This is a genomic window from Streptomyces sp. R35 (genome assembly GCF_041053035.1).
Taxonomy (GTDB): Bacteria; Actinomycetota; Actinomycetes; order Streptomycetales; family Streptomycetaceae; genus Streptomyces; species Streptomyces lutosisoli.
Window position 1 is genome coordinate 2,240,909 of record NZ_CP163440.1, and the last position, 19,321, is coordinate 2,260,229.

14 protein-coding genes are annotated in these 19,321 nt (G+C 68.4%); 4 read left to right on the plus strand and 10 right to left on the minus strand.

From position 1 onward, the window contains the following. Nucleotides 1-80 precede the first annotated feature (80 nt). From AB5J50_RS10585 to arc, 3 genes are all read right to left on the minus strand, one after another. The gene (locus AB5J50_RS10585) at nt 81-299 is read right to left on the minus strand and encodes a ubiquitin-like protein Pup (protein WP_327427439.1); all 219 of its coding nucleotides are present in this window, start codon (nt 297-299) and stop codon (nt 81-83) included. A gap of 155 nt (nt 300-454) precedes the next feature. Continuing rightward, on the minus strand, nt 455-1,966 hold the full coding sequence (gene dop / locus AB5J50_RS10590) for a depupylase/deamidase Dop (RefSeq protein ID WP_369256954.1): 1,512 nt from the start codon (nt 1,964-1,966) through the stop codon (nt 455-457). A gap of 234 nt (nt 1,967-2,200) precedes the next feature. Beyond that, nucleotides 2,201-3,967, minus strand: a complete 1,767-nt coding sequence (arc, locus tag AB5J50_RS10595; protein WP_327427440.1) for a proteasome ATPase — start codon at nt 3,965-3,967, stop codon at nt 2,201-2,203. A 254-nt stretch (nt 3,968-4,221) separates the two neighbouring features. Between arc and AB5J50_RS10600 the strand changes: the two genes are divergently transcribed. Further along, nucleotides 4,222-4,527, plus strand: a complete 306-nt coding sequence (locus AB5J50_RS10600; protein WP_327427441.1) for a ferredoxin — start codon at nt 4,222-4,224, stop codon at nt 4,525-4,527. Nucleotides 4,528-4,620: 93 nt separating this feature from the next. Here AB5J50_RS10600 and AB5J50_RS10605 read toward each other — a convergent pair whose 3' ends face one another. The 3 genes from AB5J50_RS10605 to AB5J50_RS10615 form a co-directional block, all read right to left on the minus strand. After that, nucleotides 4,621-5,193 carry a hypothetical protein gene (locus AB5J50_RS10605; RefSeq protein ID WP_369256957.1) on the minus strand — a complete coding sequence of 191 codons (573 nt, stop codon included), beginning with the start codon at nt 5,191-5,193 and terminating at the stop codon, nt 4,621-4,623. A gap of 176 nt (nt 5,194-5,369) precedes the next feature. Then, complete coding sequence (locus AB5J50_RS10610; protein ID WP_330303350.1) at nt 5,370-6,272, minus strand: tRNA (adenine-N1)-methyltransferase; 903 nt, start codon at nt 6,270-6,272, stop codon at nt 5,370-5,372. Between the two features lie 87 nt (nt 6,273-6,359). Next, complete coding sequence (locus tag AB5J50_RS10615; protein WP_369256960.1) at nt 6,360-8,003, minus strand: site-2 protease family protein; 1,644 nt, start codon at nt 8,001-8,003, stop codon at nt 6,360-6,362. Nucleotides 8,004-8,279: 276 nt separating this feature from the next. On the opposite strand from AB5J50_RS10615, the gene AB5J50_RS10620 reads away from it, so the two are divergent. Further along, the gene (locus AB5J50_RS10620; protein WP_369256962.1) at nt 8,280-9,287 is read left to right on the plus strand and encodes a RecB family exonuclease; all 1,008 of its coding nucleotides are present in this window, start codon (nt 8,280-8,282) and stop codon (nt 9,285-9,287) included. Nucleotides 9,288-9,370: 83 nt separating this feature from the next. Then, a complete protein-coding gene (locus AB5J50_RS10625; RefSeq protein ID WP_369256964.1) occupies nt 9,371-10,042 on the plus strand; it encodes a response regulator in 672 nt (223 codons plus the stop codon). A 71-nt stretch (nt 10,043-10,113) separates the two neighbouring features. On the opposite strand, the gene AB5J50_RS10630 is transcribed toward AB5J50_RS10625, so the two are convergent. The 4 genes from AB5J50_RS10630 to metH all read right to left on the minus strand — a co-directional run bounded on the left by AB5J50_RS10630 (nt 10,114) and on the right by metH (nt 18,246). Then, nucleotides 10,114-11,697 (minus strand): ABC transporter substrate-binding protein, encoded by a 1,584-nt coding sequence (locus AB5J50_RS10630; RefSeq protein ID WP_369265363.1) that lies wholly within the window; start codon nt 11,695-11,697, stop codon nt 10,114-10,116. Between the two features lie 67 nt (nt 11,698-11,764). Then, nucleotides 11,765-13,369 (minus strand): ABC transporter substrate-binding protein, encoded by a 1,605-nt coding sequence (locus AB5J50_RS10635; RefSeq protein ID WP_369256966.1) that lies wholly within the window; start codon nt 13,367-13,369, stop codon nt 11,765-11,767. Between the two features lie 464 nt (nt 13,370-13,833). Further along, on the minus strand, nt 13,834-14,535 hold the full coding sequence (locus tag AB5J50_RS10640) for an HAD family hydrolase (RefSeq protein WP_369256967.1): 702 nt from the start codon (nt 14,533-14,535) through the stop codon (nt 13,834-13,836). 180 nt (nt 14,536-14,715) lie between these two features. Beyond that, nucleotides 14,716-18,246: a methionine synthase gene (metH, locus tag AB5J50_RS10645; RefSeq protein WP_369256969.1), complete on the minus strand. Its 3,531-nt coding sequence runs from the start codon at nt 18,244-18,246 to the stop codon at nt 14,716-14,718. 269 nt (nt 18,247-18,515) lie between these two features. Between metH and AB5J50_RS10650 the strand changes: the two genes are divergently transcribed. Then, on the plus strand, nt 18,516-19,280 hold the full coding sequence (locus tag AB5J50_RS10650) for an IclR family transcriptional regulator (RefSeq protein ID WP_369256971.1): 765 nt from the start codon (nt 18,516-18,518) through the stop codon (nt 19,278-19,280). The last annotated feature ends 41 nt before the right edge of the window (nt 19,281-19,321 follow it).

Consider the following 19,321-nt stretch of genomic DNA (forward strand, 5'->3'; position numbering starts at 1 on the left):
TGACACCGCGAACACTTCTTCGCTTCGCGCTCGTCGACCACCTACAACCCCCGCTCGAACCCTTCGATTCAAAGGTGAAATCACTCTCCACCCTTTTGAACGAAGCTTCGAACGAAGTCCTCGGCGTTCTCCTCGAGTACGTCGTCAATCTCGTCCAGAACCGAGTCGACATCGTCGCTCAGCTTCTCCTGGCGCTCCTTGAGGTCGTCGGAGGCCTGCGCGTCTTGCGCTGTCTCCTCGACCTCCTCGGTGTTGCGCGTCGCCTTCTGCTGTCCGCCGCCGGTGTCCTTGGTCGCCATAACCCTCACCCCGCTCGGTTCGACGTTCTTGATCAGACCCTACAAGCAGGGTCCGACATCGGCCCCGCAGTTGCTACAACGTACGGGGGCCACCTCGATGATTCCCCTACGCCGGACTTTCCACCCTGTCCGGCGGGTGCCGGACAGGTGCCCACTCAGCCGCCCGAAAGGACCCTGACCAGGTCCTCAGCCGTACGGCAGCGGTCGAGGAGCTCCTTGACGTGATTACGCGTTCCGCGAAGCGGCTCCAGGGTTGGGACGCGCTGGAGCGAGTCCCGGCCGGGCAGGTCGAAGATCACCGAGTCCCAGGAGGCCGCCGCGACGTCGTCCGCATACTGCTCCAGGCAGCGTCCGCGGAAGTACGCGCGCGTGTCCTCCGGCGGCTTGGTGCGGGCTCGCTCGACGTCCGACTCGTCGAGCAGGCGCTTCATCTTGCCGCGCGCCGCGAGGCGGTTGTAGAGGCCCTTCTCGGCGCGTACGTCGGCGTACTGGAGGTCGACCAGGTGCAGCCGGGCGGCGTCCCAGTCGAGGCCGTCGCGGCGTCGGTAGCCCTCCATGAGTTCCCGCTTGGCGACCCAGTCGAGCTCTCCGGAGAGGCTCATCGGGTCGTTCTCCAGGCGGTTCAGGGTGTCCTCCCAGCGGAGCAGGACGTCCTTGGTCTGCTCGTCCGCGTCGGCTCCGAACCGTTCCTCCACGTACTTGCGCGACAGCTCGAAGTACTCCATCTGCAACTGCACAGCGGTGAGTGTGCGTCCGCTGCGGAGCGTGACCAGGCGCTTGAGGGTCGGGTCGTGCGAGACCTGGTGGAGGGTGCGTACGGGCTGGTCGACGGCGAGGTCCACGGCGATGAAGCCGTCCTCGATCATGGACAGGACCAGGGCCGTCGTGCCCAGTTTCAGGTAGGTCGAGATCTCGGAGAGGTTCGCGTCGCCGATGATCACGTGCAGCCTGCGGTACTTCTCGGCGTCCGCGTGCGGCTCGTCGCGGGTGTTGATGATGGGGCGCTTCAGGGTGGTCTCCAGGCCCACCTCGACCTCGAAGTAGTCGGCGCGCTGGCTGAGCTGGAAGCCGTGCTCGTGTCCGTCCTGGCCGATACCGACGCGGCCCGCTCCGGTGACGACCTGGCGTGAGACGAAGAACGGCGTGAGGTGGCGCACGATGTCCGAGAAGGGGGTCTCCCGCTTCATCAGATAGTTCTCGTGCGTGCCGTACGAGGCGCCCTTGTTGTCGGTGTTGTTCTTGTAGAGGTGGATCGGCTGGGCGCCGGGGAGCTGGGCCGCGCGCTCCGCGGCCTCCGCCATGATGCGCTCGCCGGCCTTGTCCCACAGGACGGCGTCCAGCGGGTTGGTGACCTCGGGAGCGCTGTACTCCGGGTGTGCGTGGTCCACGTACAGCCGCGCACCGTTGGTGAGGATGACATTGGCCAGGCCGATGTCCTCGTCGGTGAGCTGGCTGGAGTCGGCGGCCTCGCGGGCGAGGTCGAAGCCTCGCGCGTCCCGCAGCGGGTTCTCCTCCTCGAAGTCCCAGCGGGCGCGGCGCGCCCGGTGCATCGCCGCCGCGTAGGCGTTGACGATCTGGGACGAGGTGAGCATGGCATTGGCGTTGGGGTGGCCGGGGACGGAGATCCCGTACTCCGTCTCGATGCCCATTACTCGCCGTACGGTCATGCGGCCCTCCTTGCCCGGCAGCGCCCTCGGTCGGGGGCGCTGCTCAAGTACCGCTGGTGCTCCGGTGCGTGTGCGGTGCCCGTCCCCGCAACGCGCGACTCGGCGGTACGAAAGAGCCTAGAACGCCTTTGCGCTGGTGGGGAGATCATTTGCGTCATTGCTCTGCTCCAGCCGTGCCCCGGAAAACAGTCGGCTGCGGGTACCCGGTGAGGGCACCCGCAGCCGCCCTGTCTTTTACAGGTACTGACCGGTGTTCGCCACCGTGTCGATGGAGCGTCCGGTGTCCGCGCCCTGCTTTCCGGTGACGAGCGTACGGATGTAGACGATCCGTTCGCCCTTCTTGCCGGAGATTCGGGCCCAGTCGTCCGGGTTGGTGGTGTTGGGCAGGTCCTCGTTCTCCTTGAACTCGTCCACGCAGGCCTGGAGGAGGTGGGAGACCCGAAGGCCCTTCTGGTTCTGTTCGAGGAAGGCCTTGATGGCCGCCTTCTTGGCGCGGCCGACGATGTTCTCGATCATGGCGCCGGAGTTGAAGTCCTTGAAGTACAGGACTTCCTTGTCGCCGTTGGCGTAGGTGACCTCGAGGAAGCGGTTCTCCTCGGATTCGGCGTACATCTGCTCCACGGCGGTCTGGATCATGCCGTGGACGGTGGCCGACCGGTCTCCGCCGTGTTCTCCGAGGTCGTCGGAGTGCAGCGGGAGGCGCTCGGTGAGGTACTTCGCGAAGATGTCCTTCGCTGCCTCGGCGTCCGGGCGCTCGATCTTGATCTTCACATCGAGACGTCCGGGGCGCAGGATCGCGGGGTCGATCATGTCCTCGCGGTTCGAGGCGCCGATCACGACCACGTTCTCCAGGCCCTCCACGCCGTCGATCTCGGCGAGCAGCTGGGGGACGATGGTGTTCTCCACGTCCGAGCTGACGCCCGATCCACGGGTGCGGAAGAGGGATTCCATCTCGTCGAAGAAGACGATGACGGGGGTGCCCTCGCTTGCCTTCTCACGTGCACGCTGGAAGACGAGGCGGATCTGCCGCTCGGTCTCGCCGACGTACTTGTTGAGGAGCTCGGGGCCCTTGATGTTGAGGAAGAAGCTCTTGCCGGTGGCCTGTCCGGTCACCTCGGCGACCTTCTTGGCCAGCGAGTTGGCCACGGCCTTGGCGATGAGCGTCTTGCCGCATCCGGGGGGCCCGTACAGCAGGACACCCTTGGGCGGCCGCAGTTCGTGCTCCTTGAAGAGGTCGGGGTAGAGGTAGGGGAGCTCGACCGCGTCGCGGATCAGTTCGATCTGGTTTCCCAGGCCGCCGATCTGCTCGTAGCCGATGTCCGGGACCTCTTCGAGGACGAGTTCCTCGACCTCGCTCTTCGGGACGACTTCGTAGACATAGCCGGAACGGGGTTCGAGAAGCAGGGCGTCGCCGGGTCGGATGACGACGTCCAGGAGGGGCTCGGCGAGCCGTACCACCCGTTCCTCGTCGGTGTGCCCCTGCACGAGGGCGCGCTCGCCGTCCTCGAGGATCTCCTTGAGGGTGACGATGTCGCCGACGCTCTCGTACTCCATGGCCTCGACCACGTTGAGGGCTTCGTTGAGCATCACTTCCTGGCCGCGCCTGAGCTCTTCGAGCTCCACGCTGGGGCTGACGTTCACCCGGAGCTTGCGGCCCCCGGTGAAGATGTCCGCCGTGCCGTCCTCGTTCGCCACGAGGAAGACACCGAAGCCTGCCGGCGGCTGTGCGAGCCGGTCGACCTCTTCCTTGAGGGCCACGATCTGGTCGCGGGCCTCACGGAGCGTGTTGGCGAGCCGCTCGTTCTGTGCGGACACGCCGGCCAGGTTGGTCTGCAGCTCGACGATCCGCTCTTCGAGAATCCTCGTGTGCCGCGGAGAGTCGGCGAGCTTGCGTCGCAGGACGGCGATCTCCTGCTCAAGGTAGGCAATCTGCCCGGCGGGGTCATCGGACCCTCGTCCCGGGCGGATGCCGCGGTTCATGTCGTCGTCGTGGGCTGCCACGGTCCTCACCTCCTCCAAGGGGAGCTGGACGCTTCCAGACCCTACCTGGGTGGGTGTCGATTGAAACCCCTAGATCACAAAGACTGTCGGGGTGTGTCCGATCTTCACCCTTGCGCTCTCCCTCACGCCAGGGGAATACCCACCCAACATGATTGGGAAGCGGACGGAGGTAGGGTCGAAGTGTTCAACACCCGTCAGAGCTGGCCCGACTTGCTGGCATGTCGGATCGCTCGGCGCAGGAAACGGCAGGAGAAATGACCGTGCAGCAGGAGGCCGGAGTCGACGGCGAGGCACTTGAGGTCTGGATCGATCAGGATCTCTGTACCGGCGACGGAATCTGCGCCCAGTACGCGCCCGAGGTCTTTGAGCTGGACATCGACGGTCTGGCCTATGTGAAGAGCCCCGACGACGAGCTGCTGCAGGTCCCGGGCGCCACAACGCCCGTACCGCTTCCGCTTCTGCGCGATGTGACCGACTCCGCGAAGGAGTGCCCGGGCGACTGCATCCATGTACGTCGGGTTTCGGACAAGGTCGAGGTCTACGGTCCTGACGCGGAGTGACTCAAGTGGCACCCCGCGTCACCGGCTGTCTGCTTTCTCACACCCTCCGCCGGGCGGAGGGTGTTTTCGTGTGCCGCGTACTTCGTCAGGTGCTCACACGCTCTGGGCCTCGGACGGGGTCGAGCGGAGGAACGCGCCGTTCTTCCACTGCCACTTGGCGCGGTCCTTCACGTCCGGGCAGCAACTCGGTACGTCGGTCGAGGAGTAGCCGAGCAGGGTGGCGGTGACGGTTTCGTCGCGCAGCGCGAAGTCCGTGACGCTCAGACGGTCCTTGGGGTCGACCAGGGTGGCAACGACGCGAGGCTTCTTCGCGCCCGCGGCCTGGGTGAGGACGTAGACGCCGTTGGGCGGGGTGCCCGAGCCCGCGTCGCAGCGGACGACGGCCACGGTCTCCGGGCGGCCGTCGCCGTCGAGGTCCCCGGAGGCCTTCTTCTGGACGAGGACCTTGGTGGGCCCGCACTCGATCGGGAAGTCGACAGCGGCGGGGTCGGGAGCGATCGCGGCCGCCGCGGACTTCGTCTCGGGGCCCGGCGCGGCCGCCGTCGCCGAGCCGGGCTGCAGGACGGAGGACAGCGCGACGACTCCGGCGATGGCGGTGGCCGTGGCGACCCACTGGATGGGGCTGGTGTGCGTGTGTGCCAGTTCCGGGACAACGGATTGCTGCACTAGGAGTGTCTCCCGTGAGGGCTGTGCCGGTGGGGGTGTCCCGCATGGTGCCACACGTCACAGTGTGGTGGAACGGCGGGGTCCGTACTTCTGGCGGCGCGTCAACGGAAAAGGGCTGTGGCCGAGTTCCCGGGCGATTCCGGGAACTCGGCCACAGTCGTGGTGCGTTGGGTACGTCAGCGGCCGGAGCCGCCGTCGGCGTTCGGACCGGTGTAGTCCTCGCCGTACGCGCCCTTGGCGGGGCGGCGGCGGCGCATGGGCGGCTCGACGCCGTCCGCGAGGCGGCGGGCGGTGAGCAGGAAGCCGGTGTGGCCGATCATCCGGTGATCGGGGCGGACGGCCAGGCCCTCGACGTGCCAGTTGCGGATCATCGACTCCCAGGAGGTCGGCTCGTTGAAGCAGCCGATCTCGCGGATGGACTCCACGGTCCGCGCGAGCTGGGTGGTGGTCGCCACGTAGCAGCAGAGGATGCCGCCGGGGACGAGGGCCTTGGAGACGGCCTCCAGGCACTCCCAGGGGGCGAGCATGTCGAGGATGACGCGGTCCACGTCGGTGTCGCTCAGGTTGTCCTGGAGGTCGCCGACGGTGAGCTGCCAGGCGGGGTGCGGGCCGCCGAAGTAGCGCTCCACGTTCTGCTGGGCGATCTCGGCGAAGTCCTCGCGGCGCTCGTAGGAGTGCAGCATGCCCTGGTCGCCGATGGCGCGCAGCAGGAAGCTGCTGAGCGAGCCGGAGCCGACGCCCGCTTCCACGACGCGCGCGCCGGGGAAGATGTCGGCGAAGGCCAGGATCTGCCCCGCGTCCTTGGGGTAGACCACGGCGGCGCCGCGGGGCATGGACAGGACGTAGTCGGGGAGCAGGGGGCGCAGCGCGAGATAGGCGACGTTCCCCGTGGTGCGGACAACGCTGCCCTCGGGAGCACCGATCAGCTCGTCGTGCGGGAAGGAACCCTTGTGGGTGTGGAAGTTCTTCCCCGCTTCGAGCGTGAACGTGTAGTGGCGGCCCTTGGGGTCGGTCAGCTGAACCTGGTCCCCGACCTTGAAGGGCCCGCGCCTGCGGGCGGCACCGGTCGGTTCGGACATGTGACCAGCCTACCGGTCCCCGCGCGGGGCGCTGACCATGGGAGGTACGTGCGGACACCGCGGGTGATGCGTCTTCGACGGATCCCTTCAGGAGGGGCGGGCCATCGCCTTGACGAAGGCTCGTTCCACGTCCGCCGCCGACAGGACCCCGTAGATCTCGCCCGAGTCCTCCACCACCAGGTATTCGGTCGCCGGGGTCGCGCGCAGGGCGTCCAGGAGGTCCTCGCCCGCGAGCTCGGCGGAGACGCGCATGCCGTCGGTGAGGTCCTGGGCGAGGCCGCTGACGGCGACCCAGGGGCGGCGGTGTTCCGGTACGCCGACGATGGCGGCCTCGCGGACCAGGGAGAGCGGTTCGCCGTCGGCGTCGACCACGACCAGGGCCCGGGCGCCGGCGTCGTTGGCGCGGCGCAGGGCTTCCGAGAGCGGGGTGTTGGTCTCGACCGGGACCGCGCGCCGGGTGAGCGAGCGGGCGCGCAGCTCCGGCAGGTGTTCGCGCAGCCGGGCCATCCGGAGGCTGTTGCCGGCGCCGGTCCAGATGATCGCGGCGAGGATGGCGGCGAGCAGGGCGTCCGTGACGGTGTCCATGCCGCCGATGTCGTCCGGGGCGTCGCCGATCACTCCGGACTGGGTGAGCAGGGGCAGCCCGATCAGTACGGAGACGGCGAGGGCGCGGCCGACCCAGGCGGCGGCGATCGTGCCGCTCATCGGCCTGCCGGTGATCTTCCAGACGACGGCGCGGAGCATGCGGCCGCCGTCCAGGGGCAGTCCGGGCAGCAGGTTGAAGGCGGCGACGATGAGGTTGGAGATCATCAGGCCGGCGAGTAGGACGCCGGGGACCGTGCCCGGTTCGACGGTCTGCATGGCCACATAGAAGAGGCCGGACAGGATGAGCGAGAGCAGTGGGCCGACGAAGGCCAGCACGAACTCCCGGCCCGGTGTCTCGGCCTCCTTCTCGATCTCCGAGACCCCGCCGAAGAACTGCAGCTGGATCCGGCGCACCGGCAGCTTGAAGCGCAGGGCGGCGACGGTGTGGGCGAGCTCGTGGACGAGCACGGAGGCGTAGAAGACCACCGCGAAAAAGAGGGACACCAGGTAACGCGCGGCGCCGAGGTCCGGCAGCACGCGGTCCAGCTGGCCGCCGAACACCCAGGTGATCAGTGCGGCCACGAGGAACCAGCTCGGCGCGACATACACCGGCACGCCGAAGGGCCGCCCCATGAGCAGCCCGCCACCGGGCTCCTTGCCGCGGCGCGGCGGCCGGCCCTTGCCGGAACCGGACTGGGCCAGGGTCCGGGTGGACGCGGTGGAGTCGGCCGAGTCGGCGTCCGTGGGCTGGGGGCCGGTCTTCACAAAGGTGTGGTCGGCGGCATCGATGTCGGTGTTTTCGGCAGCACCGGTGTCAGTGGTTTCGGCAGTACTGGTGTCGGTGGTTTCGTCGGCACCGGTATCGGACCGGGACTCGCCCTGAGGGCCCTGGGGCGTCTCGGGCTCGGCGGAGATGTCAGGGGCTGCCTCGCCGCCCGGCTGGGCCTGGGCCGAGGCGTCGGCGTCGGGCTGGGGCTCGGGATCACGCTGGGCCGTGGGCGCAGGCCCGGTGGGGCGCTCGTGACGGTCCGGTCCGGGGCGTGTGGCGTCCACGGCCGGGCCCGTGGAGGCCTGCGGCCCCTCGTGGCGCTCGGCCGCTTCATCGGTACCGGACCGCGGCTGCCCGCTCCCGCCGCTCTCGTCCACGATGTCCCCTCGTTCGAAGCGTCTCCCGCCCCGATCACGCGGAGCAGGAGGGTCTGGGTCGATGGTATGCGGCCGTCGCGACGCGTTCCGCCCCGGCACCCCCTCCGTTTTCCGCGCCGTCGCCCGTGCCACCCGGGCACTGCTCGTATCGCTCACGCGGACCGTCCGACGTCGTCGCCGGCCGGCGCGGCCGACCCGCTTGTCCGGCTGAGGGTCCGGGGGTTGTCCCCCGTAATGGCGCAGTGCTGTCAGTGGCGGGCCGTAAGGTCTGTCGTCATGGAAACCAGCACCGAGGGCGTCGCGGAGAACGGCGCCGACAGCGCCGGAACCGCCGTGCCGGCCGAGCGGACCGAACCCGTCGCGGTCGAAGCGACCGGAGTCGTCGCGAGCGAAGCGGCGGAAGGTACGGAAGGTACGGAGGCTGTCGCGGCCGCCGCTGCCATACCGGCCGCCCCCGCCGTGCCGCCCACGTCGCTGTCGCCCTCGCGTGCCAGTGACTTCATGCAGTGCCCGCTGCTGTACCGGTTCCGGGTGATCGACAAGCTCCCCGAGAAGCCGAGCGAGGCGGCGACCAGGGGCACTTTGGTGCACGCGGTCCTTGAGCGGCTCTTCGACGCACCGGCGACGGAGCGGACGGCGCCGCGCGCCAAGTCGTTGATCCCCGGGCAGTGGGACCGCTTGCGGGAGACCAAACCGGAGGTCGTGGAGCTGTTCGCCGACGACCCGGAGGGCGAGCGGCTGGCGCGCTGGCTCACCGAGGCCGAGCAGCTGGTGGAGCGCTGGTTCACGCTGGAGGACCCGACCCGTCTCGAACCCGCCGAGCGGGAGCTGTTCGTCGAGGCGCGGCTCGACTCCGGGCTCAAGCTGCGCGGCATCATCGACCGCGTCGACGTGGCGCCGACGGGCGAGGTCCGGATCGTCGACTACAAGACGGGCAAGGCACCACGGCCCGAGTACGCCGAGGGCGCCCTGTTCCAGATGAAGTTCTACGCCCTCGTGGTGTGGCGGCTGAAGCAGGTGGTCCCGCGTCGGCTCCAGCTCGTCTATCTCGGCAGCGGTGACGTGCTGACGTACGACCCGGTGATCGCGGACCTGGAGCGGGTCGAGCGCAAGCTGCTCGCCCTGTGGGACGCGATCCGGCAGGCCACCGAGACCGGTGACTGGCGGCCGCGGCCCACCAAGCTGTGCGGCTGGTGCGATCACCAGGCGGTGTGTCCGGAATTCGGCGGCACTCCCCCGCCCTATCCGCTGCCTGTCAGGGCGCCCGAGCCGGACGGCGTGTGAGCCGGCGGGGCTGGAGCGCCCCAGCGGCGAGCCGGTGAGCACGCGCAGGGCAGAATGGGGCCGGACTAGCGAAGGAGACTCACGTGGCCATCCGCGTCCTACTGGTCGACGACCAGCCGCTGCTGCGTACCGGCTTCCGGATGATCCTGGAAGCGGAGCAGGACCTTGCGGTCGTCGGCGAGGCCGGTGACGGTCTCCAGGCACTCGACCAAGTACGTGCCTTGCAGCCCGATGTGGTTCTGATGGACATCCGTATGCCGCGGATGGACGGTGTCGAGGCGACCCGGCAGATCTCCGGCCCCGGCCGGGACGGTCCGGCGAAGGTCCTTGTCCTGACGACCTTCGACCTCGACGAGTACGTGGTGGAGGCGCTGCGCGCGGGCGCGAGCGGCTTCCTGCTCAAGGACGCGCCCGCCGATGAGCTGGTGCAGGCGATCAGGGTGGTCGCGGCGGGCGAGGCGATGCTCGCGCCGAGCATCACGCGCCGGCTGCTCGACAAGTACGCGGGTCATCTGCCGTCCGGCGACGAGCCGGTTCCGGACACGCTGCACACGCTGACCGACCGTGAGGTCGAGGTGCTGAAGCTGGTGGCTCGCGGCCTGTCGAACGCGGAGATCGCGGCCGACCTGTTCGTCAGCGAGACCACGGTCAAGACGCATGTGGGCCACGTCCTGACCAAGCTGGGGCTGCGCGACCGGGTGCAGGCCGCGGTGTATGCGTACGAGAGCGGGCTGGTGCGCCCCGGCGCGCAGTAGCCCGTCGCAGCACATGCGTTGAGGGCGCCCCCTTCTGGAAGGGGGCGCCCTCAACGCATGTACACCACGGGTCAGCCCTTGCTGATCTCCCAGAAGCGGAACACGGTCGAGGCGTCGAGGCAGTATTCGAGCCCGTAGACGTTGTCGCGGACGACGGCGTACTGCTTGGCCTGCCAGATCGGGATGATCGGCACTTCGTCGGCCACGAGGTCCTGAAGCCTGCCGTAGTCGGAGTCGGTCGAGGAGCGGTCGCTCTCGGCGGCGGTCTTCGGGATGAGCTGGCCGGTGATCGTGCTGTTGGTGAAGTTGTTGCTCAGCACGTTGCCCTTGCCGAAGAACGGGGCCGTGAAGTTGTCCGGGTCCGGGTAGTCGGGCACCCAGCCCTTCACGTACACGCCGTACTTGCCCTTGGCGATGTCCTTCTCGTACTGGTCGTAGGCGACGGACTTCACGGTGGCGTCGAACAGCCCGCTGGCGTTGAGCTGCTTGGCGATCGCCTTGAACTCCTGGTCGGTGGACGGGCCGTAGCGCGACGGCGTCGACCAGAGCGTCAGCTTCACCTTGCCGCTGATGCCCTCGGCGCGCAGCGCGGCCTGGGCCTTGGACTTCGAGGGGCGGGCGCCGTAGGTGTCGAAGAACGACGTGTTGTGGCCGGTGATGCCGGCCGGGATGATCGAGTAGAGCGGTGTCGCCGTGTCCTCGTAGACCTCGTTGACCAGGGCGTCGCGGTCGAGCAGATAGGCGATGGCCTTGCGCACGCCGAGCTTGCCGGCGACCGGGTCGTCCATGTTGAAGACGAGGTGCTGGACTTCGGCGCTGGTGCCCTCGACGACGTTGATGCCGCTGCCGGTGGCGGTGCTGTCCTCGATGTCCGCGATGTCGTTGGCGGCGAGGCCGCGGTAGGCGATGTCGATCTGGTTGCTGAGCAGCGCGTTCTTCAGGGCGGACTGGTCGCCGTGGAAGAACTTCAGCGTCATGCCGGAGTTCTTCACCTTGGCGGTGCCCTTGTAGTTGCCGTTGATGGAGAAGACGGCCTTGTCCTTGCTGAAGGAGTCCAGCTTGTACGGGCCCGAGCCGACCGCCTCGTTGTCCGTGCGCAGTCCGCTGCTGGAGTACTGCTGGTGGTCCACGATCGAGCCCGCGCCGGAGGCGATCTTGCTCGGGAAGGTGGCGTCGGCGTACTTGAGGTGGAAGACGACGGTCTTCCTGTCCGGCGTCTCCACCGTGTCGAGCATGGGGAACATGATCGCGGGACCGGCGTCGTCGTTGATCTCCAGCATGCGGTCGAAGGAGAACTTGACGTCCTTCGAGGTGAGCTCGTCACCGTTGCTGAACTTCAGCCCGTCCTGCAGCGTGCACTTGTACACCGTGGTCGAGGTGTCCGTGAACGTGCACTCCTTGGCGGCCTCCGGGACCGGCTCGGTGCCACCGTTGGGGAAACTCAGCAGGGACTGGAAGACGTTGTTGAACAACAGCCAGGAACCCGGGTCGTAGCCGGACGCCGGGTCGGTGGCCAGGACGTCGTCGGACATCCCCATGACCACGGAGGAGCCGCTGCTCCCGGAATCGCCGGTCTCCGAGCCGCATCCGGTGAGCAGGCCGGAGGCCAGCCCCGCCACGATGGGCAGGACCGGCCACTGGTTGCGCATGTTCACGAGCATGTGCCTTGTCGTCGGGTCTCGAGAACCCGGGGCCGCCCCGGCCCCGGGTCGGGGAGATCGGTCAGCCGCTGACTCCTCGGCCGAGCTCCCACAGCTGGAGGGTCGAGGAGGAGTTGAGCGCCCACTCCGTGCCCGTGATGTCGTCCCGCGCGGCGATGTACTGCTTGCCCTGCCACAGGGGCAGCAGCGGGACGTCTTCGGCCACGATGTCCTGGATGTCGGTGAGGCTCTTCGACGCGGTGAGGCGGTCGGCCTCGCGCCGGGACTCCGGGATGAGGGTGTTGATGACCTGGTTGTTCGTGTAAGGCGACTTGAGGAAGTTGTCCTTGTCGAGGAACGGCGCCAGGTAGTTGTCGGCGTCCGGGAAGTCAGGGAACCAGCCCATGCCCCAGACGTCGTAGTCGCCCGCCCGCTCGGCCGGGACGAACTTGTCCCAGCTGGTCCCCGAGATGCTGACGTCGAAGAGGCCGCTGGCGTTCAGCTGCTTCTTCAGGACCTCGAACTCCTGCTGGGTGGCCGTGCCGTAGTGGTCGGTCGTGTAGTGCAGGGTGAGCTTCACCGGGGTGGTGATGTTGGCCTTGGCCAGTGCCGCCTTGGCCTTGGTGACGCTCGGGTCCCCGTACTTGTTGAAGAACGAGTTGGAGTGGCCCGTGATGGTGGCCGGGACCATCGAGTAGAGCGGCTCGGCCTGGGAGCCGTACACCTTGGAGACGAGCTCACCGCGGTTGACGAGCTGGGCCATGGCCTGGCGGACGGCCTTGGTCTTCACCGTCGAGGCATCGGTGTTGAAGGCCAGGTAGCGGATCTCCAGGCCAGGCATCTCGATCAGGTCGATGTTGCTGTCCGTGACGTTGCCGAGCTTGGTGATCTGGGCGGGCGTCATCGAGCGGGTCATCAGGTCGATGTCGCCCTTTTCGAGCGCGGTGCCCATGGCGTCGGCGCTCTCGTAGGAGCGCATCTCGACCTTGCTGTTCTTCACCTTCAACTGACCCTTGTAGTTCGGGTTCTTGGTGAAGACGGCCTTGACCATCTTGTCGTCCTTGACCTCGGCCTCAAGGGTGTACGGGCCAGAGCCGTCCACCTCGAAGCCGTCGCGCAGCTTGCCCTTCTCGTAGTCCTTGGGGTTCACGATACCGGCGACCGGGGTCGACAGCTTGAAGGGGAAGGTGGCGTCCGCGGTCTTGAGGTGGAAGATGACCTCGCGGTCGCCCTGCGTCTCGACGGTGTCGATGGTGGAGAGCAGCGCGAACACACCACTGTCGGACTTGAGCGACAGTGCGCGGTCGATGGAGAACTTGACGTCCTTGGCGGTAACGGGGTCGCCGTTGGAGAACTTCAGGTCCTTGCGCAGCGTGCAGGCGTAGCGCTCGTTGCCCGTGTCGCTGAACCCGCACTTCTCGGCCGCCTCGGGCTCCGGGTCGCCGTCGCCGCGCGGCTGGACCATCAGGGTCTGCACGGTCTGCCGGAGAACGTTCCAGGTGCCCACGTCGTACGCGTACGCCGGGTCGAGGGGAGCCGGGGCAGCCTTCGAGGCCTTGAACGCATCCGTGGTGCCGACAACGATGGCATCGCCGCTGTTGCTCCCGCTGTCGGACCCACCACATGCGGCGAGCACCGGGGCAAGCAGGCCGATCACGGCCGGCAGCACCAAAGTCTTGCGGTTCATGCTCGAGTTTCTCCAGAGCTGTAGATTCCGTGAACCCGCATGCAGGGGTGGTGCGGCGGGTCACGGGGGGTACGGCGATGTTCTCGCGACGACATTAGTCCGCACCACCAGGACGGCTCGCAGGTACCGGAGTTGAGTTCCCATCACGCTGCGAAACCGGGCGTGGACACACCGATAACCCGACAGCGGAAGGATTCGTGCAGGATTCCACCAATCGGGACACAAGGGCACGTCAAGCACCCCCGAAAGGGGGGTTACGGCACATGTCCGACCCGATGTCGACCCCTTGTGGCGTGGCGAACGTCACACTCTCAACTCGGTTGGCAAGTACCGGAATTCGGCCATCCGGCTCGCGAATGAATTCCTGCGAGAGGGTCACCTGCGGTTACCTCGGGGAACCCTCCGTCTTTTCCCGTATTCGTTCCGCACGCTCGGTGATTCAGTTCTGCACGCTGGGTGAACGCTTAGTGCATTTCCGTCATCAAGCCGCGTAGAAAAGGCAGGTCGACCTCTTCGAGGGACGTCACCACCGTGCGCCGGGCGGCGGGGGCGATGGGCGCGACCGAGGGTACGGCGACGACCCGGCATCCGGCGGCCTCGGCGGCGGCGACGCCCGTGGCGGTGTCCTCGATGACGGCGCACCGGGCCGGAGCCGCGCCGAGCCCCGAGGCCGCGAGCAGATAGGGGTCGGGGAACGGCTTGGTCCGCTCGACCTCGTCGCCCGCGACGGTCAGCGCGAAGTACTGGGGACCGAGCGAGCCCAGGATGCGGTCGATGATGCGGCGGTGCGAGGCGGAGACCAGGGCGGTGGGGATCTCGTGCGCCGCCAGCTCGGCGAGGAGTCTGGCCGCGCCCGGCATCAGCGGCAGCGAGCGGCCGATACGGCCCTCGAACCCGTCGTTGAGCAGCACGGTCAGCTCGGCGAGGGTGATGTCGGCTCCGGTGGCCTCGATGAGGAATCCGGCACTGCGGGTCATGGGGCCGCCGACCACCACATGGCGCCAGGAGTCGTCGAGCGTGTGGCCGAGGGCCGCGAAGACCTCGACCTCGACGTCCCACCAGAAGCCTTCGGTGTCCACCAGAGTGCCGTCCATGTCGAGGAGCACGGCCTCCAGGGCTGAGCCTTCGGCCGTACGGGTACCGAGCGCGGGGACCGTACTGGTCATCCGGGCGCACCTCCTTGAGGGACGATCAGGCCGGTTGCCCTTTTTTGGCAAAGGGGCAACCGGCCTGCAGTGGACCGACCAGTGTACGACTTATCGGATCAGTACGCGTCGCAGTAATCCTCGGCGCGTCTCAGCACGGCTCTGTGCCGCTCTGTACGGCTCTGTCCGGCTCGGCGGGCCTCAGCGCGCGTTGAAGTACTTCGCCTCCGGGTGGTGGATGACGATCGCGTCCGTGGACTGCTCCGGGTGGAGCTGGAACTCCTCGGAGAGGTGGACGCCGATGCGCTCCGGCTCCAGGAGCCGGGCGATCTTGGCGCGGTCCTCCAGGTTGGGACAGGCGCCGTAGCCGAGCGAGAAACGGGCACCGCGGTACTTGAGGTCGAACATGTCCTCGATGGCGGCCGGGTCCTCACCGGCGAAGCCCAGCTCGGAACGCACGCGCGCGTGCCAGTACTCGGCGAGCGCCTCGGCCAACTGCACGGACAGGCCGTGCAGTTCGAGATAGTCGCGGTAGGAGTTCGACTCGAAGAGCTTGGCGGTCTCCTCGCCGATCCGGGAGCCGACGGTGACGACCTGGAGACCGACGACGTCCGTCTCGCCGGACTCCTCCGGGCGGAAGAAGTCGGCGAGGCACAGCCGGCGGCCACGGCGCTGGCGCGGGAACGTGAAGCGCGTGCGCTCGTTGCCCCGCTCGTCCAGGAGGATCAGGTCGTCGTCCTTGGACACGCACGGGAAGTAGCCGTAGACGACGGCCGCCTCCAGCAGGTTGTCCGTCTGCAGCTTGTCCAGCAGCCCGCGCAGCCGCGGGCGGCCCTCGGTCTCGACCAGTTCCTCGTACGTCGGCCCGTCGCCCGTGCGTGCCTGCTTGAGGCCCCACTGCCCCTTGAACAGGGCGCCCTCGTCCAGCCAGGAGGCGTACTCCTTGAGCTGGATGCCCTTGATGACGCGGGTGCCCCAGAACGGCGGCTCGGGCACGGGGTTGTCGACCGCGACGTCGGAGCGGACGTGGCCCTCCTCGGGGCGCTCCTCGACCACCGTGTCGGCCGCGGCGGCCCGCACCCGGCGCTGCTTCAGCTCCGGCAGGGCCGCGCCCGGCACCCCGCGCTTGACGCCGATCAGCGCGTCCATCAGGCGCAGGCCCTCGAAGGCGTCCCGGGCGTAGCGGACTTCGCCCTGGTAGATCTCGTACAGGTCCTGCTCGACGTACGCCCGCGTCAGCGCCGCCCCGCCGAGAATGACGGGGTAGTCGGCCGAGAGCCCGCGCTGGTTCAGCTCCTCCAGGTTCTCCTTCATGATCACCGTGGACTTGACCAGGAGGCCGGACATGCCGATGACGTCGGCCCGGTGCTCCTCGGCGGCGTCGAGGATCGCGGAGACGGGCTGCTTGATGCCGAGGTTGACGACGTTGTAGCCGTTGTTGGACAGGATGATGTCGACGAGGTTCTTGCCGATGTCGTGGACGTCGCCGCGCACGGTGGCCAGGACGATCGTGCCCTTACCCTCGGCGTCCGACTTCTCCATGTGCGGTTCGAGGTAGGCGACGGCCGTCTTCATGACCTCGGCGGACTGGAGCACGAACGGCAGCTGCATCTGGCCGGAGCCGAACAGCTCGCCGACGACCTTCATGCCGTCCAGCAGGGTCTCGTTGACGATGTCCAGGGCGGGGCGGGTCTGGAGCGCATCGGCGAGGTCGGCCTCCAGGCCGTTCTTCTCGCCGTCGATGATCCGCCGCTTGAGCCGCTCGTCCAGCGGCAGCGCGGCCAGTTCCTCGGCCTTGCCGGCCTTCAGGGACTTGGTGGTGGCGCCCTCGAAGAGGGCCATCAGCTTCTGCAGCGGGTCATAACCCTCGGCGCGGCGGTCGTGGATGAGGTCGAGCGCGGTGGTGACCTCCTCCTCGGAGAAGCGCGCGATCGGCAGGATCTTCGACGCGTGCACGATCGCCGAGTCCAGGCCCGCCTTGACGCACTCGTCGAGGAAGACCGAGTTGAGCAGGATGCGGGCCGCCGGGTTGAGGCCGAAGGAGATGTTCGACAGGCCCAGCGTGGTCTGGACGTCCGGGCGACGGCGCTTGAGCTCGCGGATCGCCTCGATGGTGGCGATGCCGTCCTTCCGGGACTCCTCCTGACCGGTGCAGATGGTGAAGGTCAGGGTGTCGATGAGGATGTCCGACTCGTGGATGCCCCAGTTCGTCGTCAGGTCCTCGATCAGCCGCTCGGCGATGGCGACCTTGGTCTCGACGGTGCGGGCCTGGCCCTCCTCGTCGATGGTCAGCGCGATCAGTGCGGCGCCGTGCTCCTGGGCGAGGCGGGTGACCTTCGCGAAGCGCGACTCGGGGCCGTCGCCGTCCTCGTAGTTCACGGAGTTGATGACGGCCCGCCCGCCCAGCTTCTCCAGGCCCGCGCGCAGGACGTCGACCTCGGTGGAGTCCAGGACGATCGGCAGCGTGGAGGCGGTGGCGAAGCGGCCGGCCAGCTCCTGCATGTCCGCGACGCCGTCCCGGCCCACGTAGTCCACGCAGAGGTCGAGCATGTGCGCGCCCTCGCGGATCTGGTCACGGGCCATCTCCACGCAGTCGTCCCAGCGGGCCTCCAGCATGGCCTCGCGGAACTTCTTCGAACCGTTGGCGTTGGTGCGCTCGCCGATCGCCATGTACGCGGTGTCCTGGCGGAACGACACCGTCTGGTAGAGGGAGGCGGCGCCCGGCTCGGGCTGCGGGGTGCGCTGGTACGGGGCGATGTCACGGACGCGCTCGACGACCTGGCGCAGATGCTCGGGCGTCGAGCCGCAGCAGCCGCCGACCAGCGAGAGGCCGTAGTCGCGGACGAAGTTCTCCTGCGCGTCGGCCATCTCGGGCGGGGTCAGCGGGAAGTACGCGCCGTCCTTGGTGAGCACCGGCAGGCCTGCGTTCGGCATGCACATCAGCGGCGTACGCGAGTGGCGGGCCAGATAGCGCAGGTGCTCGCTCATCTCCGCGGGGCCCGTGGAGCAGTTCAGGCCGATGAGGTCGATGCCGAGCGGCTCCAGGGCCGTCAGCGCCGCGCCGATCTCCGAGCCGAGCAGCATGACGCCGGTGGTCTCGAAGGCGAGCGAGCAGATCAGCGGCATGTCCAGGCCGAGCGCGTCCATCGCGCGGCGTGCGCCGATCAGGCTCGCCTTGGTCTGCAGCAGGTCCTGGGTGGTCTCCACGATCAGGGCGTCCGCGCCGCCGGCGATCAGGCCCTCGGCGTTCTGCTGGTAGCCGTCGCGCAGGACGTCGTACGCGATGTGGCCGAGCGAGGGCAGCTTGGTGCCCGGGCCGATCGAGCCGAGGACCCAGCGCCGGCGGCCGTCCTTGGCGGCGAACTCGTCGGCGACCTCGCGGGCGAGGCGTGCGCCCGCCTCGGACAGCTCGAAGATCCGGTCGGCGATCTCGTACTCGCCCGCCGCCGAGTGGTTCGAGCCGAACGTGTTCGTCTCGACGCAGTCGACGCCCACCTCGAAGTAGGCCTCGTGGACGGAGCGGACGATGTCGGGGCGGGTGACGTTCAGAATCTCGTTGCAGCCTTCGAGGTTCTCGAAGTCCTCCAGCGTCGGGTCCTGCGCCTGGAGCATCGTGCCCATCGCGCCGTCGGCCACGACGACGCGGCTGGTGAGGGCCTCGCGGAGTGCGTCGATGCGGGTCCGGTTCTCGGCAAGCTCGGACGAAAGGGACGGGTTCGGCAACGAAGCCATGAAGGTGCTCCCTGGAGTGCGACGGCTGTCGGCTTTGCGCTTCCCATGGAAGGCGCACGCCGTCAGGGTAGCCCGGAGCACCGGCAAAAGGTCAGGGGCGTCCACGGGGCGGACGGGGGTGGCGTCGGTGACGGCGGTGCCACGACGGACGAAACATGTGGCGACCACCCATTAGCGGGAGATCGGCAACGACCGGTAGTGTTCGACATTGCCGAACGGCGGCAGTGAGTCGCACGCCGACGGTCGAAGGGGACGGAGGCAGCACGGCGATGGCACGGAACATCCAGTCGCTCGAACGGGCGGCGGCGATGCTGCGCCTGCTCGCGGGCGGCGAGCGGCAGCTCGGCCTGTCGGACATCGCCTCCTCGCTGGGCCTGGCCAAGGGTACGGCCCACGGCATCCTGCGCACCCTCCAGCAGGAGGGGTTCGTCGAGCAGGACACGGCGTCCGGGCGCTATCAGCTGGGCGCCGAGCTGCTCAGGCTGGGCACCACCTACCTGGACGTGCACGAACTGCGGGCGCGCGCCCTGGTGTGGACCGACGACCTGGCCCGCTCGAGCGGCGAGAGCGTCTATCTGGGCGTGCTGCACCAGCAGGGCGTACTGATCGTGCACCACGTGTTCCGGCCCGACGACAGCCGCCAGGTGCTGGAGGTCGGGGCCATGCAGCCGCTGCACTCCACGGCGCTCGGCAAGGTCCTGTCGGCGTACGACCCGGTGGCACACAGCGAGGTCCTGGAGGCCGAGCGCAAGGCGTTCACGCCGCGCACCATAAGCGAGCTGGACGATTTCGAGGGCGTGCTCGACCGGACCCGCGCGCGCGGGTACGCGGAAGACGTCGAGGAGACCTGGACAGGTGTCGCCTCGGTCGCCGCGCCCATCCACAACCGGCGCCGGATGCCGGTCGGCGCCGTGGGCATCACGGGCGCCGTGGAGCGGGTCTGCAAGGACGGGGAGCTGCGCCCGGACCTGATCGCGGCGGTACGGGACTGCGCCCGCGCGGTGTCACGGGATCTGGGCGCCGGGCGGTTCTGAGCGCCTGACAGTTCTGAGATTCGTACGAAGAAGGGCCGGGA